This window comes from Streptomyces sp. NBC_00376 (assembly GCF_036077095.1).
GTDB lineage: Bacteria > Actinomycetota > Actinomycetes > Streptomycetales > Streptomycetaceae > Streptomyces.
Genome location: NZ_CP107960.1, coordinates 3687268 through 3705920, shown reverse-complemented (window position 1 = coordinate 3705920; position 18653 = coordinate 3687268). Strand labels below are relative to the sequence as shown.

The following is an 18653-nucleotide window of genomic DNA, read 5'->3' as shown; positions in this document are numbered from 1 at the left end:
GGTTCCCATGAACGCATGAACGCCTGTGCGAAGCTGACGCGCCGCGCCCCTCAGCCGTCCCCCGAGCCCCCGCCCCCGCTGTGCCGGCTCCTGCCGTTCCGGTTCGCCCGGTCCTGGCGGACGTTCCGGTGCACCGCGTGTGCGGTCCACTCCTCGTCCACCAGGTCGCGCATCGTCCAACGGTCCCGCAGGCCGCCCCGGGACACCGCGCCCGACAGGCCGATCGCCGAGACCAGGGCGGCCAGGGTGCGGCTGCGTGGGTCCGGGAAGCCGGCGGCCTCGGCGGCCGTGAAGCGGTCGCGGACGGCGAGCGACAGGGCCGGGTCCGCCGCCGGGTGGCGGTGGTACGGCAACAGGCCGAGGAGGCGGTGGGTCTCCCTGCGCAGGACCGAGCGGCGTACCAGGTGCTCCAGGCACAGCTCCTCGATGTGCGGGGCGGTCCGGCGTATCCACAGCGGCGTGTCGACGCCGCCCGCGAGCCCGCCCACGCCCGGGTCCGACAGGCTTCCCAGGACCTGGGCGAGGAGCGGGTCTTCGGGAGCGAGCGGGCTGACCACCCGTGTCCGGCCGCCCTGTCCGGTGACCCGGCCCTGGAGCTCCAGTTCCCGCAGCACCGCGCCCGCCGCCCCGTACGACAGGGAACGGCCGGAGCACTGCGGCTTGCCGCGCTGCGGGTCCAGCGCGAGCAGCAGCAGTTCCTCGGGGAGCGTGAGTTCCAGGGCGGGCGGGGTCATGACGCCGGCACGATCCGTCCGGTGACCTCGCCGATGCCGACCCGGGTGCCGTCCGGGCCCGGGGCCCAGGCGGTCATCGTCACCGTGTCGCCGTCCTCCAGGAAGGTGCGCTTGCCGTCCGGGAGGTCCAGCGGGTCGCGGCCGTTCCAGGTCAGCTCCAGGAGGGAGCCGCGCTGGCCGGGCTCGGCGCCGCTGACCGTGCCGGAGCCGTACAGGTCGCCGGTGCGCAGCGACGCGCCGTTCACCGTCATCTGGGCCAGCATCTGGGCCGCCGTCCAGTACATCGTGGCGAACGGCGGCTCGGCGACGACCTGGCCGTTGATCGCGACGGAGATCCGCAGGTCGAGGCCGCCGTCCTCGTCCTCGTCGGCGTCCTCCAGATAGGGGAGCAGCGGGAAGTCGCGGGCCGGGGGTGCGATCCGGGCCGACTCCAGGGCCTCCAGCGGTGTCACCCAGGCCGATACGGAGGTGGCGAAGGACTTGCCGAGGAACGGGCCGAGCGGGACGTACTCCCAGGCCTGGATGTCCCGCGCCGACCAGTCGTTGAGCAGGCAGAGCCCGAAGACGTGATCGCGGAAGTCGCCGAGCGGGACCGGGCGGCCCTGCTCGGAGCCCACGCCGACGACGAAGCCGACCTCGGCCTCGATGTCCAGCTTCACGGAGGGGCCGAAGACGGGCGCCGCATCGGTCGGCGCCTTGCGCTGGCCGGAGGGGCGCACCACGTCCGTGCCCGAGACGACGACGGTGCCGGACCGGCCGTGGTAACCGATCGGGAGGTGCTTCCAGTTGGGCGTCAGCGCCTCGGCGTTCGGCCGGAAGATCTGCCCGACGTTGGTGGCGTGGTTCTCGCTCGCGTAGAAGTCGACGTAGTCCGCGACCGCGTACGGCAGATGGAGCGTCACGGAATCGACCGGGTGCAGCAGCGGTTCGATGTCCGCGCGGTGGGCCGGGACCGTCACCCACGCGGTCAGCGCCCGCCGGACGTCCCGCCAGGCGGTGCGGCCGGCCGACAGCAGCGCCGTCAGGTCCGGCTGGGCGAGGAACTGCGCGTAGGGCGAGCCGAGCGTGTGGGCCGCGGCTCCGGCGTCCAGTACGTGGTTGCCGATGCGGACGCCGACCCGGCGGTCCTCGGGGTGATCGGGGGTGGAGAACACTCCGTAGGGAAGGTTGTGCGGACCGAAGGGGTCGCCCTCGGCCAGATCGAGCGGGCTGCTCTGCTCGGGCATGTGTTGCTGCCTCGCTTTCCAGGTCGCTTGGGGGACACGTTACGTCGCCGCCACCCCCTCGCGGGAGTGTCCCAACCGCCCCTGATGCCCGGAAAGTTCCGCCGTGCCCCGGGCGCGCGAGGCACGGCGACGGGTGTCCGGGGCACGGCGGTGGGCAGAGCCGGTCCTGTCAGCCGGCCGTGCGCGGGATCCGCTTCTCCCAGGTCCGGTGGAAGACGACCTCGCCGCCCTCCTTGCAGACCACCTCGTCGGAGGTGATGAAGTCGGTGTCGTCCGCACCGATCTCGGAGCGGGTCTCGATCCGTACGTCCCACGCCATCTCCGGCCGGTGCAGCCGGATCGCCCAGTCGGAGCGGGTGCGTGCGGAGAGCGGGTCGTTCTCCTGGATCGTGTACGTCTCCAGCGCGTCCTCGGTGAACTCCAGGCCGTCCGGATAGACGCGGGTGCCGCCGTAGCGCGGGTCGACCTCCAGCCGCCATTCGCCCTTGGCGACATCGCGGACCACCAGCCGCTCCGGGCGCTGTTCGTCGAGCGTCACCGGGTACACGACACCGAGCGGTTCCGACTGCTCCGGCTCCTCGAACCGGATCGCGGGGTCCTCCACGGAGCGACGCACCGGCAGTTCGACGAGGCTGCCGTCGGCGTCCAGGACGAAGCCCACCGACCCGGCCTGCGGCCAGATCCACGGCCAGTACGAGGAGGAGACCGCGAGCCTGATCCGGTGGCCGGGCGGGAAGGTGTGCCCGATGCCGTTCAGCTCGAAGGTCACGTCCTCGGTGGCGCCCACCGGCCAGTCCTCCGCGCGGTCGCGGCCATGGCGGGCGGACAGGTTGAGCGCGCCCCGGGTGACCAGCGTGGAGGAGCCGTCCGGCGCGACGTCGCAGAGCCGGGCGATCGCCTGGCCGCGCGGCGCGTCCATCCGGATCCGCAGCTTCACCCGGGGGCGGCCGAGGATCTCGATCGGCGCGTCCTGGACCGGGAACTCGAAGCAGACCGACTTGGCGTCCTCGTCGCGCTGGTCGGGCGGCAGGTCGGCGTCGTTGCCGAACGGGAAGAAGCGTCCGGCGTCCAGCCCGGTCTGCTGCGGCGAGTCGACGGTCTGCGGCCCGCCCCCGAGCGCGTACACGACCGGCGCGACGTTCGGGGACGGCCAGCTGTCCTCACCGACCCAGCGGCCCGGCAGCGTCTCGTACACCGTGGCGGGACGGTGCGACTCGCTGATCCAGGCCCGCAGCAGCGGCTCGGCCATGACGCCGGTGTCCTTGTCCTTCAGGTGCTGGTCCCACCAGCGCAGCGTCTCCTGGAGGAAGCCGATCGACGGCCCCGGCGGCAGCCCGCGGTCCGGGTACTGGTGCGACCAGGGCCCGATCAGCCCGCGGACCCGGCCGGGGTCCAGGCGCTCGACGAGCCGCAGCACGGTGTCGCGGTACGGGTCGTGCCAGCCGCCCACCGCGAGGACGCTCGCCCGGATCGCGGAGTAGTCCTCGCAGACGCTGCCGTGCTTCCAGTAGTCGTCGCGGGTCTGGTGGGCCAGCCAGGTGTGGATGAACGGGTCCACGGTCTCCAGCCGCTTCAGCCACATGTCCTTCCAGCCGTCGCCGACCTGCGCCGGGTCCGGCGGCCGGGAGACGAAGGCGAGCATGGTGGCCGCCCAGGCGTGCATGTCGACGCCGAGCACCGAGCCGCCCATGTAGTGGACGTCGTTGTCGTAGCGGTCGTCGGTCGAGCAGACGGTGACGATCGCCTTCAGCGGCTCGGGGGCCAGCGCGGCGATCTGGAGCGAGTTGAAGCCGCCCCACGAGATGCCGAACATGCCGACCCGGCCGGAGCACCACGGCTGCCGGGCCAGCCAGTGGATGACGGCGACGCCGTCGGCCAGCTCCGTCGCGTCGTACTCGTCGCCCGGCAGCCCCTCGCTGTTGCCGTGTCCCCGCACGTCCACCCGGACGGAGGCGTAGCCGTGGCCCGCGTACCAGGGGTGGCGCTGCCAGTCCCGCGGCGCCGTCCAGTCGCTCAGCCGGTAGGGCAGGTACTCCAGGAGCGCGGGCACCGGCTCGTCGGTGACGGGCCGCCAGATCCGGGCGTACAGCCGGGTGCCGTCCGGCAGCGGGATGCGGACGTCCTCATGGGTGGTGTCGTACGGGAACGTGGTGCGGATGTGCATGGCTTACCTCAGTGGACGGGGTGCATGGTGCGCTTGAGCCAGGGTGCGGCGGCGATGACGGCCACACCGGCCACCACCGCGATCGCGCCATTGACACCGAAGTAGGCGGGGTTGGAGACCTCGCCGTACAGCTTCACGACCTGTGCCTGGATGCCGTTGGCGAGGGCCAGCGAGAGGAACCAGAGCGCCATCGTCTGGCTGGCGAACGCCTTGGGGGCGAGCTTGGTGGTCGCGGACATGCCGGAGGTCTCCAGCAGGATGTCGCCGAGCCCCAGCAGCAGGTACGAGCCGACGATCCACCAGGCGGCCATCTTGTAGGTGTCGCCGGAGTGCCCGGAGGTCGGCAGCACCATCAGCAGGAAGGACAGGCCGCCGAGGATCACCCCGATCGCGATCTTGTTGGAGGCGTGCGGCTGACGCGGGCCCATCCGGGCCCAGACGGCGGCGACCACCGGGGCGAGCGCGACCTCGAAGGCGCCGAGCGCGGAGGCGTACCAGCTCGCCGGGAAGTGGAAGCCGAAGATCTCGGTACGGGCGTTGGTCGACGCGAGCAGCATCATCGTCGAGTACGCCTGGAAGAGGATGAAGTTGAAGACGACGGAGGCCAGGAACAGCACCACGTACGGGCGCAGCCTGCCGCGCTCCTGAGAGGTGACCTGCGGGCTGCGGAACATCACCGCGAAGTAGACGACCGGTGCGATCACCGAGATCAGGGTGAGCAGGTCGACGAAGCGGTCCATGGTCAGCCAGCCCGCCAGGGCGAGCGCGGTGGCGACGGCGGCGACCACGACGGCGCCGGCCGCGATCAGCCGAATGGCGCGGCGCATGGGTGCTGGTGCGAGGGCGAATTCGGCGCTGTGCTTTCGCCCGGCCAGGTGACGCCGGCCCAGTACGTACTGGATCAGCCCGAGCGTCATGCCGAAGGCGGCGGCCGAGAAGCCCCAGTGCCAGCTCGCGTGGTCCCCGAGCCAGCCGGTGACCAGCGGGCCGAGGAACGCACCGATGTTGATGCCCATGTAGTAGAGGGCGAAGCCGGCGTCGCGGCGCTCGTCGTCGGTGCGGTAGAGCTTGCCGACCATGGTCGCCACATTGGGCTTGAGCAGACCGGTTCCGGCGCTGATCAGCCCGAGGCCGACCCACGTCATGGTGTCGGTGGGCACCGCCATGGCGTAATGCCCGCAGGCGATGAGGATTCCGCCGTACAGGACGGCGCGGTAGGAGCCGAGGATCCGGTCGGCCAGCCAGCCTCCCGCGACGGAGACCAGGTAGACCAGGGTGCCGTAGGCGGCAGAGACGGAGGCCGCGGTGCCGGGCTCCATGCCCATGCCGCCGTGGGCGACGGTGTCGGCGAAGTAGAGGACCAGGATCGCCTGCATGCCGAGGAACGAGAACCGTTCCCAGACCTCCAGGCCGGACAGGGTCATCAGCCCCCGCGGCTGGCCGAAAAACGCATGGTCGTCTTCGGGCGGCGGCTGACTCGGTTCGGTGTCGGTGGCCGTGTGGGACAAAGGGGTGACTCCTGATCGTATGAGCTGATCCCGAACATACCGGCGGTGGCGGGAAGGCGCCCACGTTGATCCAAAGGGGACCGGATACGCTGACTTGAGTGATGACAGCGACACATCGACATTCCGTGTGATCGTCAGCAGACAGGAGATCCCCTCGTGACCGTCGTCGGGCCGTTCGAGCTGAGCGTGCGGGACCAGGCACTTGAGGCCGATGTCCAGGCCGGGTTGGCTGCTGTCGAGTCCGGGCTGCTCGACGCCACCAAGAGCGGCGTGCCCTTCATCACGGAGGCCGCGCAGCATCTCGTACGCGCCGGGGGCAAGCGTTTCCGGCCGCTGCTGGCGATGCTGGCCGCCCAGTTCGGTGACCGCGACGCGCCGGGCATCGTGCCCGCCGCCGTCGTCGTCGAGCTGACGCACCTCGCGACGCTCTACCACGACGACGTGATGGACGAGGCGGACGTGCGGCGCGGCGTGGACAGCGCCAACAGCCGCTGGGGCAACTCGGTGGCCGTGCTGACCGGTGACTTCCTCTTCGCCCGCGCCTCGCACATACTGGCCGACCTCGGCCCGGAGGCCGTACGCATCCAGGCGGAGGCGTTCGAGCGGCTGGTAACCGGCCAGATCCTGGAGACCGCGGGGCCGGGCGAAGGCCGCGACCCGGTCGAGCACTACCTCGAAGTGATGCGCGGCAAGACCGGCTCGCTGATCGCGGTGGCCTGCCGGTTCGGCGCGATGATGGCCGGCGCGGACGAGTCCGCGGTCGACATCCTCACCCAGTACGGGGAACGGCTCGGCGTCGCCTTCCAGCTCGCCGACGACGTGCTCGACATCGCGTCCGACTCCCACGAGTCCGGCAAGACCCCCGGCACCGACCTGCGCGAGGGCATCCCGACGCTCCCCGTCCTCCACCTGCGGGCGCAGGCGGCGGCCGACGGGAAGCCGGAGGACCTGGAGCTCGTCGAGCTGCTCGACGGCGACCTCAGCGACGACGCCCGGCACGCCGAGGCGCTGCGCAGGCTGCGCGCCCACCCGGCGCTGGAGCAGGCCAGGCGGGACACCGTCCGGTACGCCCAGGAGGCGCGCGCGACGCTGACGCCGCTGCCCGAGGGCTACGCCAAGTCCGCGCTGCTGGAGCTGTGCGACGCGGTGGTGCACCGCGCGGGCTGATCCGTCTCCTCGGTGTCCCCTACTGGACGGGGGCGCGAACGCCGTGCGGTGTCATACCGAAGAGGTACGCGGAGTTGCACCCGGGGGCTGACGCCTCCGTGCCCCCGGTTTGGTCAGATGGAGAACAACCACTCCTGACCAAACCGGGTGAGAATGGCGGCACGGAGTGGACGAGTGCAACCGGACGGAAGCCGCCGACCACGGAGGTAGGGCACAGATGGCACCGAACGACAGCGCAGAGACCAACGGCGGGACCAGGGGCACCGCCGCAGGCCGCCGCAAGGCGGCGCGCTACATCGTCCCGGTCGCGGTGGCGGGTGTCGCGGCCGCGACGATCGGGCTCGTCCCGGCGCTCGCGAGCAGCGGCGACCCCGATCTGCCGAAGATCGGCGCACAGGAACTCATCGAGAAGATCGCCGCTTCGGACACCGAGCAGCTCTCCGGCACGGTGAAGATCAGCACGGACCTCGGCATCCCGTCGCTCGGCGGCCTGGCCGAATCCTTCGCCCCGGGCGGCGCGGGCGGCGACGGCGGCAAGGGCGGTTCGAGCGCCGACCCGCAGGAGCGGATGACGGAGCTGGCATCCGGCACGCACACCCTCCGGATCGCCGCCGACGGCCCCGACAAGCAGCGGCTGTCGATCCTGGACAACGCGTCCGAGTACAGCCTGATCCACAACGGCGATCAGGTCTGGGCGTACGACAGCAAGTCCGACCAGGCGTACCACGCCACCGAGAAGCAGGCGGGCAAGGACGCCGGCCGGGACGCCGGGAAGAAGTCCGGGCACCCCGTTCCCGAGGGCGTGCCCACCACCCCGAAGGCACTCGCCGAGCAGGTGCTGAAGGCCGCCGGTCCCACCACGTCGGTGACGGTCGACGGCACCGCGCAGGTAGCCGGGCGCGACGCGTACAAGCTGGTCGTGAAGCCCAAGCAGAGCGGCTCCACGATCGGTTCGGTCACGGTCGCGGTCGACGCGAAGAGCGGTGTGCCGCTGAAGTTCACGCTGCTTCCGGCCGCCGGTGGCAAGGCCGTTGTCGACGCCGGGTTCACCGAGGTCGACTTCGCCAAGCCGGACGCCTCCCTGTTCACCTTCACCCCGCCCAAGGGCACCGAGGTGACCGAGGCCGACGACGCCAAGGCGCAGCACAAGGCCGACAAGGGCCTCGGCGACCTGATCCCGGGCGCCGACGCCGCGCAGCTCGGCGCCGGGGAGCCGGGCGCCAAGAACACGAAGGTCATCGGCGAGGGCTGGAGCGCGATCGCCGAGATCACCACCCCTGGCGCCACCGGACTCCCCTCGAAGGCGTCGGGCGATGTCCCGGCCGAGGCCCAGCAGTTCCTGGACGCGCTGGGCGACAAGGTCACCGGCAAGTTCGGCTCGGGCACGGTCTTCAAGACCCGCCTGGTCAATGCCCTGATGACGGACGACGGCAAGGTGTACGTCGGCGCGGTCACGAAGGACGCGCTGGTCAAGGCGGCGAACAGCGCCTCCTGACGCCGGGGGGCGCCGCGCTTCCCGCACCGCCGACCCGCCCCGCCGTACGCTCCGTACGGCGGGGCGGGTCGCCATCGCCCGTCCGGCGGACGGGCCCTGCCCGACCCATGGGGAGTACGCATGACAGAGTCCGGGACCGTCGTCGAACCGACGGCGGTCACCGAGCCGGGAGCCGTGATCGAGACCCGGGGCCTCACCAAGCGCTACCGCGGCGGCCAGCTCGCCGTCGACGGCCTCGACCTCAGCGTCCCCGGCGGCAGCATCTTCGGCTTCCTCGGCCCCAACGGCTCGGGCAAGACCACCACCATCCGGATGCTGATGGGCCTCATCGAAGCGACGTCCGGCACCGCTCGGCTGCTGGGCCGTCCCATGCCGGCCGCCGCCCGCACCGTGCTCCCGCAGGTCGGCGCGCTGATCGAGGGGCCCGCGCTGTACGGGTTCCTGAGCGGCCGGGACAACCTGCTGCGCTACGACTCCGCAGACCCCACCGCCGATCCGCGCACCCGCCGGGCCCGGGTGGACCAGGCCCTGGACCGGGTCGGGCTGGCCGCGGCGGCCGGAAAGAAGGCCAGGGCGTACTCGCTCGGCATGAAGCAGCGCCTCGGCCTCGCCGCCGCCCTGCTCCAGCCGCGCCGGCTGCTCGTGCTCGACGAGCCGACCAACGGCCTGGACCCGCAGGGCATGCGGGAGATCCGCACCCTGGTCAGGGAACTGGCGGCGGACGGCACCACCGTCTTCCTCTCCTCGCACCTCCTCGACGAGATCGAGCAGGTCTGCACGCACGCCGCGGTGATGGCCAGGGGCCGGCTGATCACCCAGGGCCCGGTCGCGGAACTCGCCGCGGGTGCCCGGGGCCGGCTGGCCGTCACCACCCCCGACCCGGGCGACGCCGCCCGGGTCCTCAAGGAACTGGGCGTCACCGGGATCACGGTCGACGGCGACCGGGTGAGCGCCGAGGCCCCGCCGGGCGACGTCGAACTCGCCGACCTCAGCGCGGCGCTGGTGCACGCCGGTGTACGGCTGAGGTCCTTCGGCGTCGAACGGGCCTCACTGGAGGACGCCTTCGTCGCACTCACCGGAGAGGGTTTCGATGTCGCAGGCTGAAGCCGCGGTCGCCGGGGCGGGCAGGGCGCCGAGCCCGCTGTGGACCTTCGGGCTCCTCCGCTCCGAACTGACCACCACACTCCGCCGCTGGCGCACCCTGGCACTGCTCGGGGTGCTGGCCGCCGTGCCCGTACTGATCGGCATCGCGGTGCGGATCGAGACGAACGACGGCTCCTCGCCGGGACCGGGCGGCGGCGGGGGAGGCCCGGCGTTCCTCTCCCAGATCACCAACAACGGGCTCTTCCTGGTCTTCGCCGCCCTAGCCGTGACGCTCCCGGTCTTCCTGCCGATGGCCGTCGGGGTCGTGGCGGGCGACTCGGTCGCGGGCGAGGCGAACGCGGGAACCCTGCGCTACCTGCTGGTCGCCCCGGCCGGCCGGACCAGGCTGCTGCTGACGAAGTACGCCTCGGTGGTGGTGTTCTGCCTGGTCGCGACCCTGGTCGTGGCCCTGTCCGCGCTCGTCGTGGGCTCGCTGCTCTTCCCCGTGGGGGAGGTCACCACCATCTCGGGGACCCGGATCGGCTTCGGCGAGGGGCTGCTGCGCGCCGGGCTGATCGCGGTGGTCGTCGCGGCGTCACTGATCGGGTTCGCGGCGATCGGCCTGTTCGTCTCGACCCTCACCGGCAGCGGCATCGCGGCCATGGCGGCGACGGTCGGGCTGCTGATCACCGTACAGATCGTGGACGGCATCCCGCAGTTGAGCGCGCTGCACCCGTATCTCTTCCCGCACTACTGGATGTCGTACGCGGACCTGCTGCGCGCGCCCGTCTACTGGGACGAAGTGGTCAAGAACCTGGGGCTTCAGGGCTTGTACGCGGCTGTGTTCGGCTCGGCGGCCTGGGCCCGGTTCACGACGAAGGACATCACGGCCTGAGGCACGGAACTTCTGGGGGCGCCCGAGGCTTCCTGACGCACGGGGTGCAACGCCCGCCCGCGCCGTCGGCCGGGCGAGCCGTCCCCCGATCGGCTCGTCGCGGCACGAACGGCACGAACGGTGCGAATTGCGGAACGACGCGACACGGCACGTTCCGTTTCCGCCTGAGTATTGTTCGACCTCTGGCGACAGGCTGTCAACAAGGGCTGGTTCAAGCCCGCTTATGCTCACCGAATGATCACATCGCCGAGTTCACTGCGCCGCAGCGAGAGATCACGGAGGGCGACCCTGGAGGCCGCTCTCGAACTGTGTACGGAGAAGGGGTACGGCCGCGTCACCGTCGAGGCCATCGCGGCCAGAGCGGGTGTCAGCAAGAAGACGATCTACCGCTGGTGGCCGTCGAAGAGTGCGGTGATCCTGGAGGCGTTCGCCGACGCACTGGTCGACACGACGCCGTTCGCCGACACCGGCGACATAGCAGCCGATCTCCGGACCAATCTGGCGGGCGCGGTGAGGCTTATCAACACACCGCCCTTCGGCCCCGCGTACGCCGGGATCCTCTCCGAGATGCACCACGACGACGAACTGGCGCGGACCGTCCGGGCGAAGCTGGTCGACCCCCGCTTCGACGAGGCGGTCACCCGCCTGCGCCGGGCCCAGGAACAGGGACAGATCCCGCCGGACGCGAATCTTCCGCTGGCCGTGGAGATGCTGTACGGCCCGATGTACTACCGGCACGTCCTGCGCAAGCCGGTACACGACGAGGAGGAGATCGCGGCCCTGGTCGCGCATGCGCTGCGGGCGATCGGGGTGCCGCCGGAGCCGTGAGGGCGGAGTGGCCGTCAGAGGGGCGTGCGAGCATGCGACGTATGGGAAACCTGTACGACTACTTCAGCGCACCGGACGACCCGGCAGCCCTGGCCGCCTTCGACCAGGGCATCGAGGAGGCCGGCCTCCCCGTGCTCCCGGTCAAGGGGGTGGAGCCGTACGTGCAGTTGGGCCAGGCCGAGGGCATGCTCACCGGCACGCCGTACGACGACGTCACCTCGCTCCCGCGCTTCAACCGGCTGCTCAGTTCCCCGGAGGACGAGTCCCGCTGGCTGGTCACGCTCACCGACGAGCTGCGCGACGCGCTCGCGGCCGCGAGACCCGGCGGGTTCGGTGCGGTGGCCGAAGCCTGCTCGCACATCGAGGAGTTCGGAGGCGATGCCCCGCCCGACGAGCTGGCCGGCTTCCTGGACATGCTGGCGGACCTGGCCGAGCAGGCACGCGCCCACCCCGCGCCGCACCGGCTCTACTGCCTGATGTCGCTCTGACGCCCCGCCGGACGGTACGGACGACTCGGCCAACGCGTACCACCGCTCAGCCGCCGCGTACTTACCGCTGAGCCGACACGCACCGCTGAGCCGACACCCACCGCTCAGCCGAACACCCGCTCCAGCACGTCGGCGACCCCGTCGTCCTCGTTCGACGCCGTCACCTCGTCCGCCGCCGCCCGCAGCTCCGGATGGGCGTTGGCCATGGCCACGCCGTACCCGGCGGCGCGGAACATCGGCAGGTCGTTGGGCATGTCCCCGAAGGCGATCGCGGAGCGCGCGGCAACCCCCAGGTACTCGGCGGCCAGCGCCATCCCGGTCCCCTTGTCGACGCCGAACGGCTGGAGCTCGACCGTGCCGGGGCCGGAGAGCGTGACGCCGGCGAGATCGCCGACGGCGTCGCGGGCCGCCGCGGCCAGCGCGTCGTCCCCGAGATCGGGGTGCCGGATGAGCACCTTCACCACGGGCTGGGACCACAACTCCTGGCGGTGCCGGGTCCGTTGGGCGGGGAGCGTCGGATGAGGCATCGCGAAGCCCGGCTCGATCAGGGTCCGCCCCTCGGCCCCGTCCTGGTCCACGGCCGCGAAGACCGGCCCCACCTGGGCCTCGATCTTGCCGAGCGCGGTGTCGGCGGCCTCCCGGTCCAGGGTGAGCGCGTGCACCAGCCGCCCGGACCCGGCGTCGTACAACTGCGTCCCCTGCCCGCACACCGCCGGCCCCCGGTAGTCCAGTGCGTCGAGCAGCCCGCGTATCGCGGGCACGGGCCGCCCCGTGACCACGAGGTGCCGGGCCCCGGCGCGGGCGGCCAGGGCGAGCGCGGCGCGGGTGCGGGGACTCACGGTGTCGTCACGGCGCAGCAGGGTGCCGTCCAGGTCGGTGGCGACGAGGGCATATGCGGGTGGGATGGGCATGGCCCAAGACTAGGAGCGCCCGCAGCGCGGACGGGCGTGCGTTGACAGGCCCCCACCGGGATGCGTGTAATGAACCCGGTGTCGCGTGACGCCGGCCAAAGAGCAGTGGGCCGGCCGGTGCTCGGGCGAACACCCTTCACCGAGGGGCCCGTCATGAGTTCATACTCCGCGCCCTGCATCTGACGCAGCCGCGACCGCTGGTCGCGCTCCTCCTTCCGTTCCGCATGCCCGGCAGCGTGCACCGTCATGGGCCGCGCATGGCGCTCACCCGTTCCCACGGAGACAGAGAACGCATGCCCACATCTTTCAACCAGTCCGTCATCGACGAGTTCCGCGCCAGCGCAGGGAAGGTCGGCGGCCCCTTCGAGGGCGCCGACCTGCTCCTGCTGACCACCACCGGCGCGAGGTCGGGGAAGGAGACCACCACACCCCTCGGCTACGTCCGCCAAGGCGACGCACTGCTGGTCATCGGCTCCAACCTCGGCGCCCCGCGCCACCCCGACTGGTACCGCAACCTGCTCGCCCACCCCGTGGTCCGGGTGGAGCTCGGCACCCGGACGTTCCAGGCCCTCGCGGTCCCCGCGCAGGGGGCGCGGCGCGAGGAACTGTTCGCGCACGCCGTGAGGACGGCACCCGGTTACGCCGACTACCAGGCCCGGACCTCCCGGCTCCTCCCGGTCGTCGCGCTGGAACGTGCCGAGCCCGAGGGCTGGGAGCCGTCCCGCGAGATCACCACCCTCGCGGGCAAGGTGATGGAGGTCCACACCTGGCTGCGGGGCCAGTTGCACCAGGTGAAGGCGGAGGTGGACGCCCACTTCGCCGCACGCGCCGCCCACCGGGGCCCCGGCGCGCCCCCGCCCCCGGGCCTCGGACTCCAGATCAGGCAGCGGTGCCTGGCGTTCTGCCAGTCGCTGCAGTTCCACCACACCAGCGAGGACGACCACCTGTTCCCCGGCATCGCCCGGTACCACCCGCACCTGACGGACACCTTCGCCCGGCTCGCCGACGAGCACCGCACGGTCGCCCGCATCCAGGGCGAGCTGGTGGCCCTGCTGGCGGACATCGGCATCACCGATCCCGAGCGTTTCCACACCGAGCTGGACAGGATGTCAACGGAGCTGAACGCCCACCTCGACTACGAGGAGGAGCAGATCCTGCCCCTGTTGGCCGATGTCCCGTGGCCTCCAGCCCCTCCCGTGTGAGTCACGCTGAGCAATCAATGGCTACGCATGGTAATCATTTTGTGAGGGTGCATCGGGCGCCCTCGCAGCAGCCCTCGCAACAGCCGGGAGAACCCTTATGCGTCGCGTCCTCACCGCGTTCGGCACCCTCGCCGCCGCGGCAATGCTCTCCGTTTCGGTCACCCAGTCGGCCAGTGCGGCCCAGGGGGACCTGGTCGTCAACGGCACGGTCTACAGCGACCCCACCGGGTGCTACCCCTCCGACCGTTGGCCGCTCAGCGTCGAGAACTACACCAATGACCTGGCAGTGATCTTCCAGGGCGCGGACTGCTCCGGCCCGATCCTCGGGGTTGTCGCGCCGGGGGGCTCGGAGGTGTCGGAGTTCGGCGGGAGCGTCTTCATCCGCTGACCCTGCTGGTCGATCCTCGCTTCTCCTGAGCCCCGGCGGTCCTCGTGACCGCCGGGGCATTCTCCACCGGAGCGGACCTCAGCGGCCGGCCGTGCCGACCGCGCCGACCGCGGCGAAGTGCGGTGCCTCGCCGGAGCAGGGCGCCCCGGCGACTTACTGCTCGCCGAGGGCGTGTCCGAGTGCTTCGTCGAGCAGCTCCCGCAGGGCCGAGGAGGCCGGAGCGACAGCGGTGGCAAGCAGTGCCGGGCCACCGGCCAGAGGTGCGAGAACCGCACAGCCGTCCTTGATCCCGTTACGGAGCAGGACGGGGGCTCGGCCGATGTCCAGATCCGGTTTCACGACGAGGAGTTGGCCGACGGCGCGGTGTCCGTCCAGGACCGAGGGGCCGTCCCAGCCGGGCGCCGGGTCCCCGTAGGCGGTCTGCTGGTCGAGCAGCAGGCGGCCGGCGTGGTGGACCCGGATGCGGCTGACGAGGTGGCCAGGCTTCTCGTCGGATCTGCCCAGGATCTGCTCCTCGCGCAGCAGCAGCCGCGAGGTCGCGGCAAGAGTGACGGTGCAGGTCTGGCGCAGGTTGCTGCCGGCGGCGCTGATCAGTGGCTGTGGCAGCCAGCGCAGGCAGGCGTGCTCCCCAGCGGTCAGCCGTACGTCGTAGGTGGCCGGCGCGGTGGTGGGACCGCGGAGGGCGAGCGTGGCGGCGGCCGTGGTGACCTCCAGTTCGGCCCGTTCTTCGGCGGTGACGTCGAGGGCGAGTCGGTCGCCGCCGAGCGGGGCGCTCATCGCACCGATGATCCCCACCGTGGCAGCCCGTCCGCCGGTGCGCACGCGGCGCAGATGGAACGGGCCGTCACTGCGCAGCTGCGGGAGAGTGGTGACGCGTCCGTTGTACGTGGCACGGATGCGGGCCGTGGCACGCACACCGTCCGGGTGTCCGCAGGATGCCTCGATATCGGCGGGGACGGCTGGGACGGCGGTATCGGCGGGAACGGTGGGATCGAGCGGGGGGCCGGGCTCAGCGAGTCGGGAGCCGGAGCTCATGCCGCCGCCTTCGCGCGCCACCGGGTGACGTGCCCGGTGATCCACTCGGCGATCTCGTGGATGCCGTCGTCGGAGGTGAGGCTGGTGAAGACGACTGGAAGGGCGCCGCGTTGCCGTTCGGCGTCGGCCGCCATGGTGGCGAGGTCGGCACCGACGTGCGGAGCGAGGTCGGTCTTGTTGATGACGAGGAGGTCGGCGGTGGTGATGCCGGGTCCTCCCTTGCGGGGGATGTCGTCGCCACTGGAGACGTCGATGACGAAGATCTGCACATCGACGAGGCCCTTGGAGAAGGTGGCGGTGAGGTTGTCGCCACCGGACTCGACGAGCACGAGATCGAGGGGGTCGAGGGTCTCGTCGAAGTGCTCGACGGCCTCCAGGTTGGCGGAGATGTCGTCCCGGATCGCGGTGTGCGGGCAGGCTCCGGTCTCCACCGCGGTGATCCGCTCGGGCGGCAGCACGGCCTCGCGCAGCAGGAACTCGGCGTCCTCGCGGGTGTAGATGTCGTTGGTGACGACGGCGAGGGAGAGCCTGTCGCGCAGCGTGCGGCAGAGCGCGGCGACGCTGGCGGTCTTGCCGGAGCCGACGGGACCGCCCAGGCCGACGCGGAAGGCGCGGAGGCTGCCGTCCGCGCGCAGCGGCTCGGCGCTGTAGGTGTGGCGGTGGGGCATGGTCACGGGGTGATCGAGGTGCATGGAAGCTCCAGGGGCAGGGGCAGGGGCGGGTTCAGGAGGCGAAGAGCCGCACGGTCCAGGCGGCGTGCTGTTCCGCGGTGATGTCCAGCAGTGGAGAGGACGCCGACGGCAGGGCGTCAAGACCTTCGGTCTCCACGCGGGCCGCCGCGCCGGCGGCGTCCGCGGCGACGGTGTCGACCTCCGTGCTCAGGCGTGCCAGCAGCCACGAGGCGGCCAGGGGATCGAGGCTGAGCAGGCGCACCGCCGCGGTGGCCGGGCCGCCGACGGCCTCGTACGCCGCGGCACAGGCGGCGTCCTGAGGGGTGAGCCCGGCGGCTCGGGCGGCGACGCCCTGGACAATGGGCTGATGGGCGCCCCGGGGTCGCTCGGCGGCCAGGCGGTCGAGTTCGGCGGACGGGAAGGTGGCGCGTGCCGCGCGCATCATCTGCCTGCCGAGCTTGCGGGCCACGGCGCGCAGCGCGGGGACGGGTGTGCGTGCGTCGGCGGCATCGTCCAGCATCAGGGGGTCGCAGCCGGCGGCGGCCGCGGCGGCCAGGCCGGCCGTGGTCAGACCGGTGGTGTGCAGGCGCCCGCGGCAGAAGGCTTCGAGGCTGTTGATGTCGTGTACGGCTTTGTGGGCGACCGCGGCTTCGACGCCGCCGGAGTGGGCGTACCCGCCGGCGGGGAAGCGGCCGTCGGCCAGCAGGAGCAGTGCGGCACGGCTCATGGGTGATCCGGGCTGCCTTTCGCGGGGTGGGATGGCGCAGTGGTCCGGGAGGGCACGGGTGCCTGCCCGGACCACTGCTGTGGTGACGGCGTCGCCGTTTGGGCAGAGGCCGGTCAGAAGAGGAAGTACCTCTGAGCCATGGGGACTTCACTGACGTAGGAACGCGGCACGGTCGCTCCGTTGAGTTCCGTGCGGGCGTCCCCTGTGGTCGCACCTCCGATGGTGACCTCGAAGCTGTTGTGGTCGACGTGGAGACTCTCCGGCACCGTGTCGTTCAGCTTCATGTCGGCCTTGGTGACGTCCCGGATGCTCGTCGAGATGTCCATGAATTTCTTGCCGAGGCCGAGCCCACCGGTCGTCATCTCGGTGACGTTCCCGCCGCTGTCCTGGACGGTGACGACTCGCGGGTTCAGCTTGTCGGCCACGCCCGGTGCCACGAAGTTGTACGAGTTGCTCAGGGGGGAACGGCCGGTGGAGCCCCAGACCGCTCGCGGCAGGAACGGCTGCGGGGTCGTGATCGACGCGTTGGCATCGCCCACCTGCGCGTAGGCGAGCTGCCCGCCCTTGAGGACCATGTGCATCTTGACGCCGAAGAACTTCGGCTCCCAGAGCACCAGGTCGGCGAGCTTCCCGGTCTCCACGGAACCGACGTGACCGTCGATGCCGTGCGTGATGGCGGGGTTGATCGTGTACTTGGCGACGTAGCGGCGCGCCCGGTAGTTGTCGTTCGGGACCAGCCTCTCCGCGTTGTGGGAGTGGTCGGCGTCGTCAGCGATCGGGCGGACCTTCGCGTTGGCGAGGTCCTCCTTCAGAGGGCCGTACCGGGATTTCATGACGTGTGCGGTCTGCCAGGTGCGCATGATCATCTCGCCGATGCGTCCCATCGCCTGGGCGTCGGAGGACATCATCGAGATGGCTCCCATGTCGTGGAGGAGGTCCTCCGCGGCCATGGTGGACGGCCGGATACGGGAGTCGGCGAAGGCCATGTCCGCCGGAATGTCCGGATTGAGGTGGTGGCAGACCACCATCATGTCGACGTGCTCCTTGACGGTGTTCACCGTCAGCGGGCGGGTCGGGTTGGTCGAAGCGGGCAGCACGTTCTTCTCTTTGACCAGTTCGATCATGTCCGGGGCGTGGCCGCCCCCGGCGCCCTCGACGTGGAAGATGTGGACGGAGCGCTTCCTGCCGTCTCTCGTGAAGGCGTCGCGGGTGCTGTCCAGGAAGCCGGATTCGTTCAGTGAGTCGGCATGCAGGGCCAGTTGGACCTGACGGCTTTCGCACACGTCCAGCGCCGCGTCGATCACGGCGGGCGTGGCTCCCCAGTCCTCGTGGACCTTGAACCCGATGACGCCTGCGTCGACCTGTTCGTTGAGGGCGTCCGCGTTCACCGTGCTGCCCTTGCCGAGCAGGCCGATGTTGACCGGGTACGAGTCCAGGCTTTCGAAGACCCGGGTGATGTGCCACTCGCCCGGGGTCACGGTGGTGGCCGTGCTGCCCTCGGCGGGGCCGGTGCCGCCACCGATGAGCGTGGTCACGCCCGAGACGAGGGCCTCGTGGATCTGTTCCGGGCAGATGAAGTGGACGTGGGTGTCCACGCCTCCCGCGGTGAGGATCCGCCCGTTGCCGGAGATGACTTCGGTGCTCGGACCGACCACGAAGTTCGTCGGCCGAACCGTCTCCGGCAGCTCGTCGCTCGGGGACGTACGGTCCGGCATCTCGAACCCGTCGTCCGGGATCGGGTCCATCGTCTCGGGGTTGTACGCCTTGCCGATCGCGGCGATCGCACCGTCGCGGAGCCCGACGTCGGCCTTGACGACACCCCACCAGTCGAGGATCAGCGCACCGGTGATGACCGTGTCCACCGGGGTGCGGCCGCCGGCGTCCCCGTCCCGGGGGATGTGGGACATTCCCATCGACTCCCGGATCACTTTTCCGCCGCCGAAGATCATCTCGTTGCCGCTGTGCTTCGGACCGCCGCTCCAATCAGCCTCGATCTCGACGGTCAGGGCGGTGTCGGCCAGGCGGACGCGGTCCTTGGCGGTGGGCCCGTACAGAGCGGCGTAATCGGCTCGCTTCAGTACATTGCTCGGCGCCGAGCTCTTCGGCGACCTCGCCGACCTGCTGCTGGACG

At 71.3% G+C, this 18653-nt stretch carries 17 protein-coding genes; 8 read left to right on the top strand and 9 right to left on the bottom strand.

Going from position 1 to position 18653, the window contains the following annotated elements; genetic code table 11:
• Positions 1-50: 50 nt before the first annotated feature.
• The 4 genes from OG842_RS16590 to OG842_RS16575 form a co-directional block, all read right to left on the bottom strand.
• A complete protein-coding gene (locus OG842_RS16590) occupies positions 51-734 on the bottom strand; it encodes a GOLPH3/VPS74 family protein (protein ID WP_266730482.1) in 684 nt (227 codons plus the stop codon).
• Complete coding sequence (gene fahA, locus OG842_RS16585; RefSeq protein ID WP_266730480.1) at positions 731-1960, bottom strand: fumarylacetoacetase; 1230 nt, start codon at positions 1958-1960, stop codon at positions 731-733. Before fahA ends, OG842_RS16590 begins: the two co-directional genes overlap by 4 nt.
• A 169-nt stretch (positions 1961-2129) precedes the next feature.
• Positions 2130-4124, bottom strand: coding sequence for a CocE/NonD family hydrolase (locus OG842_RS16580; RefSeq protein WP_266730478.1), 1995 nt, complete (start codon positions 4122-4124; stop codon positions 2130-2132).
• Positions 4125-4132: 8 nt separating this feature from the next.
• The gene (locus OG842_RS16575; RefSeq protein ID WP_266730476.1) at positions 4133-5632 is read right to left on the bottom strand and encodes a peptide MFS transporter; all 1500 of its coding nucleotides are present in this window, start codon (positions 5630-5632) and stop codon (positions 4133-4135) included.
• A 156-nt stretch (positions 5633-5788) separates the two neighbouring features.
• On the opposite strand from OG842_RS16575, the gene OG842_RS16570 reads away from it, so the two are divergent.
• From OG842_RS16570 to OG842_RS16545, 6 genes are all read left to right on the top strand, one after another.
• Positions 5789-6799: a polyprenyl synthetase family protein gene (locus tag OG842_RS16570; RefSeq protein WP_266730474.1), complete on the top strand. Its 1011-nt coding sequence runs from the start codon at positions 5789-5791 to the stop codon at positions 6797-6799.
• 217 nt (positions 6800-7016) lie between these two features.
• On the top strand, positions 7017-8294 hold the full coding sequence (locus OG842_RS16565; protein WP_266730472.1) for a LolA family protein: 1278 nt from the start codon (positions 7017-7019) through the stop codon (positions 8292-8294).
• Between the two features lie 120 nt (positions 8295-8414).
• Positions 8415-9398 carry an ABC transporter ATP-binding protein gene (locus tag OG842_RS16560; RefSeq protein WP_266730471.1) on the top strand — a complete coding sequence of 328 codons (984 nt, stop codon included), beginning with the start codon at positions 8415-8417 and terminating at the stop codon, positions 9396-9398.
• Positions 9385-10272 carry an ABC transporter permease gene (locus OG842_RS16555; protein WP_266730469.1) on the top strand — a complete coding sequence of 296 codons (888 nt, stop codon included), beginning with the start codon at positions 9385-9387 and terminating at the stop codon, positions 10270-10272. Before OG842_RS16560 ends, OG842_RS16555 begins: the two co-directional genes overlap by 14 nt.
• A 234-nt stretch (positions 10273-10506) precedes the next feature.
• A complete protein-coding gene (locus tag OG842_RS16550; RefSeq protein WP_266730468.1) occupies positions 10507-11100 on the top strand; it encodes a TetR/AcrR family transcriptional regulator in 594 nt (197 codons plus the stop codon).
• 32 nt (positions 11101-11132) lie between these two features.
• Positions 11133-11588 carry a hypothetical protein gene (locus tag OG842_RS16545; RefSeq protein WP_266730467.1) on the top strand — a complete coding sequence of 152 codons (456 nt, stop codon included), beginning with the start codon at positions 11133-11135 and terminating at the stop codon, positions 11586-11588.
• Between the two features lie 104 nt (positions 11589-11692).
• On the opposite strand, the gene OG842_RS16540 is transcribed toward OG842_RS16545, so the two are convergent.
• Positions 11693-12499, bottom strand: coding sequence for an HAD family hydrolase (locus OG842_RS16540; RefSeq protein WP_266730466.1), 807 nt, complete (start codon positions 12497-12499; stop codon positions 11693-11695).
• Between the two features lie 293 nt (positions 12500-12792).
• Between OG842_RS16540 and OG842_RS16535 the strand changes: the two genes are divergently transcribed.
• Together OG842_RS16535 and OG842_RS16530 are read left to right on the top strand one after the other, a co-directional pair.
• The gene (locus tag OG842_RS16535) at positions 12793-13701 is read left to right on the top strand and encodes a nitroreductase/quinone reductase family protein (RefSeq protein WP_266730464.1); all 909 of its coding nucleotides are present in this window, start codon (positions 12793-12795) and stop codon (positions 13699-13701) included.
• A gap of 97 nt (positions 13702-13798) precedes the next feature.
• Positions 13799-14089, top strand: a complete 291-nt coding sequence (locus OG842_RS16530; RefSeq protein ID WP_266730463.1) for a hypothetical protein — start codon at positions 13799-13801, stop codon at positions 14087-14089.
• Between the two features lie 153 nt (positions 14090-14242).
• On the opposite strand, the gene OG842_RS16525 is transcribed toward OG842_RS16530, so the two are convergent.
• The 4 genes from OG842_RS16525 to OG842_RS16510 all read right to left on the bottom strand — a co-directional run bounded on the left by OG842_RS16525 (position 14243) and on the right by OG842_RS16510 (position 18600).
• Positions 14243-15124, bottom strand: coding sequence for an urease accessory protein UreD (locus OG842_RS16525; RefSeq protein WP_266730461.1), 882 nt, complete (start codon positions 15122-15124; stop codon positions 14243-14245).
• Positions 15121-15816, bottom strand: coding sequence for an urease accessory protein UreG (gene ureG / locus OG842_RS16520; protein WP_266730460.1), 696 nt, complete (start codon positions 15814-15816; stop codon positions 15121-15123). Before ureG ends, OG842_RS16525 begins: the two co-directional genes overlap by 4 nt.
• A 31-nt stretch (positions 15817-15847) precedes the next feature.
• Positions 15848-16522 carry an urease accessory protein UreF gene (locus OG842_RS16515; protein WP_266730458.1) on the bottom strand — a complete coding sequence of 225 codons (675 nt, stop codon included), beginning with the start codon at positions 16520-16522 and terminating at the stop codon, positions 15848-15850.
• Positions 16523-16635: 113 nt separating this feature from the next.
• A complete protein-coding gene (locus OG842_RS16510; protein WP_266733630.1) occupies positions 16636-18600 on the bottom strand; it encodes an urease subunit alpha in 1965 nt (654 codons plus the stop codon).
• Positions 18601-18653: the final 53 nt, after the last annotated feature.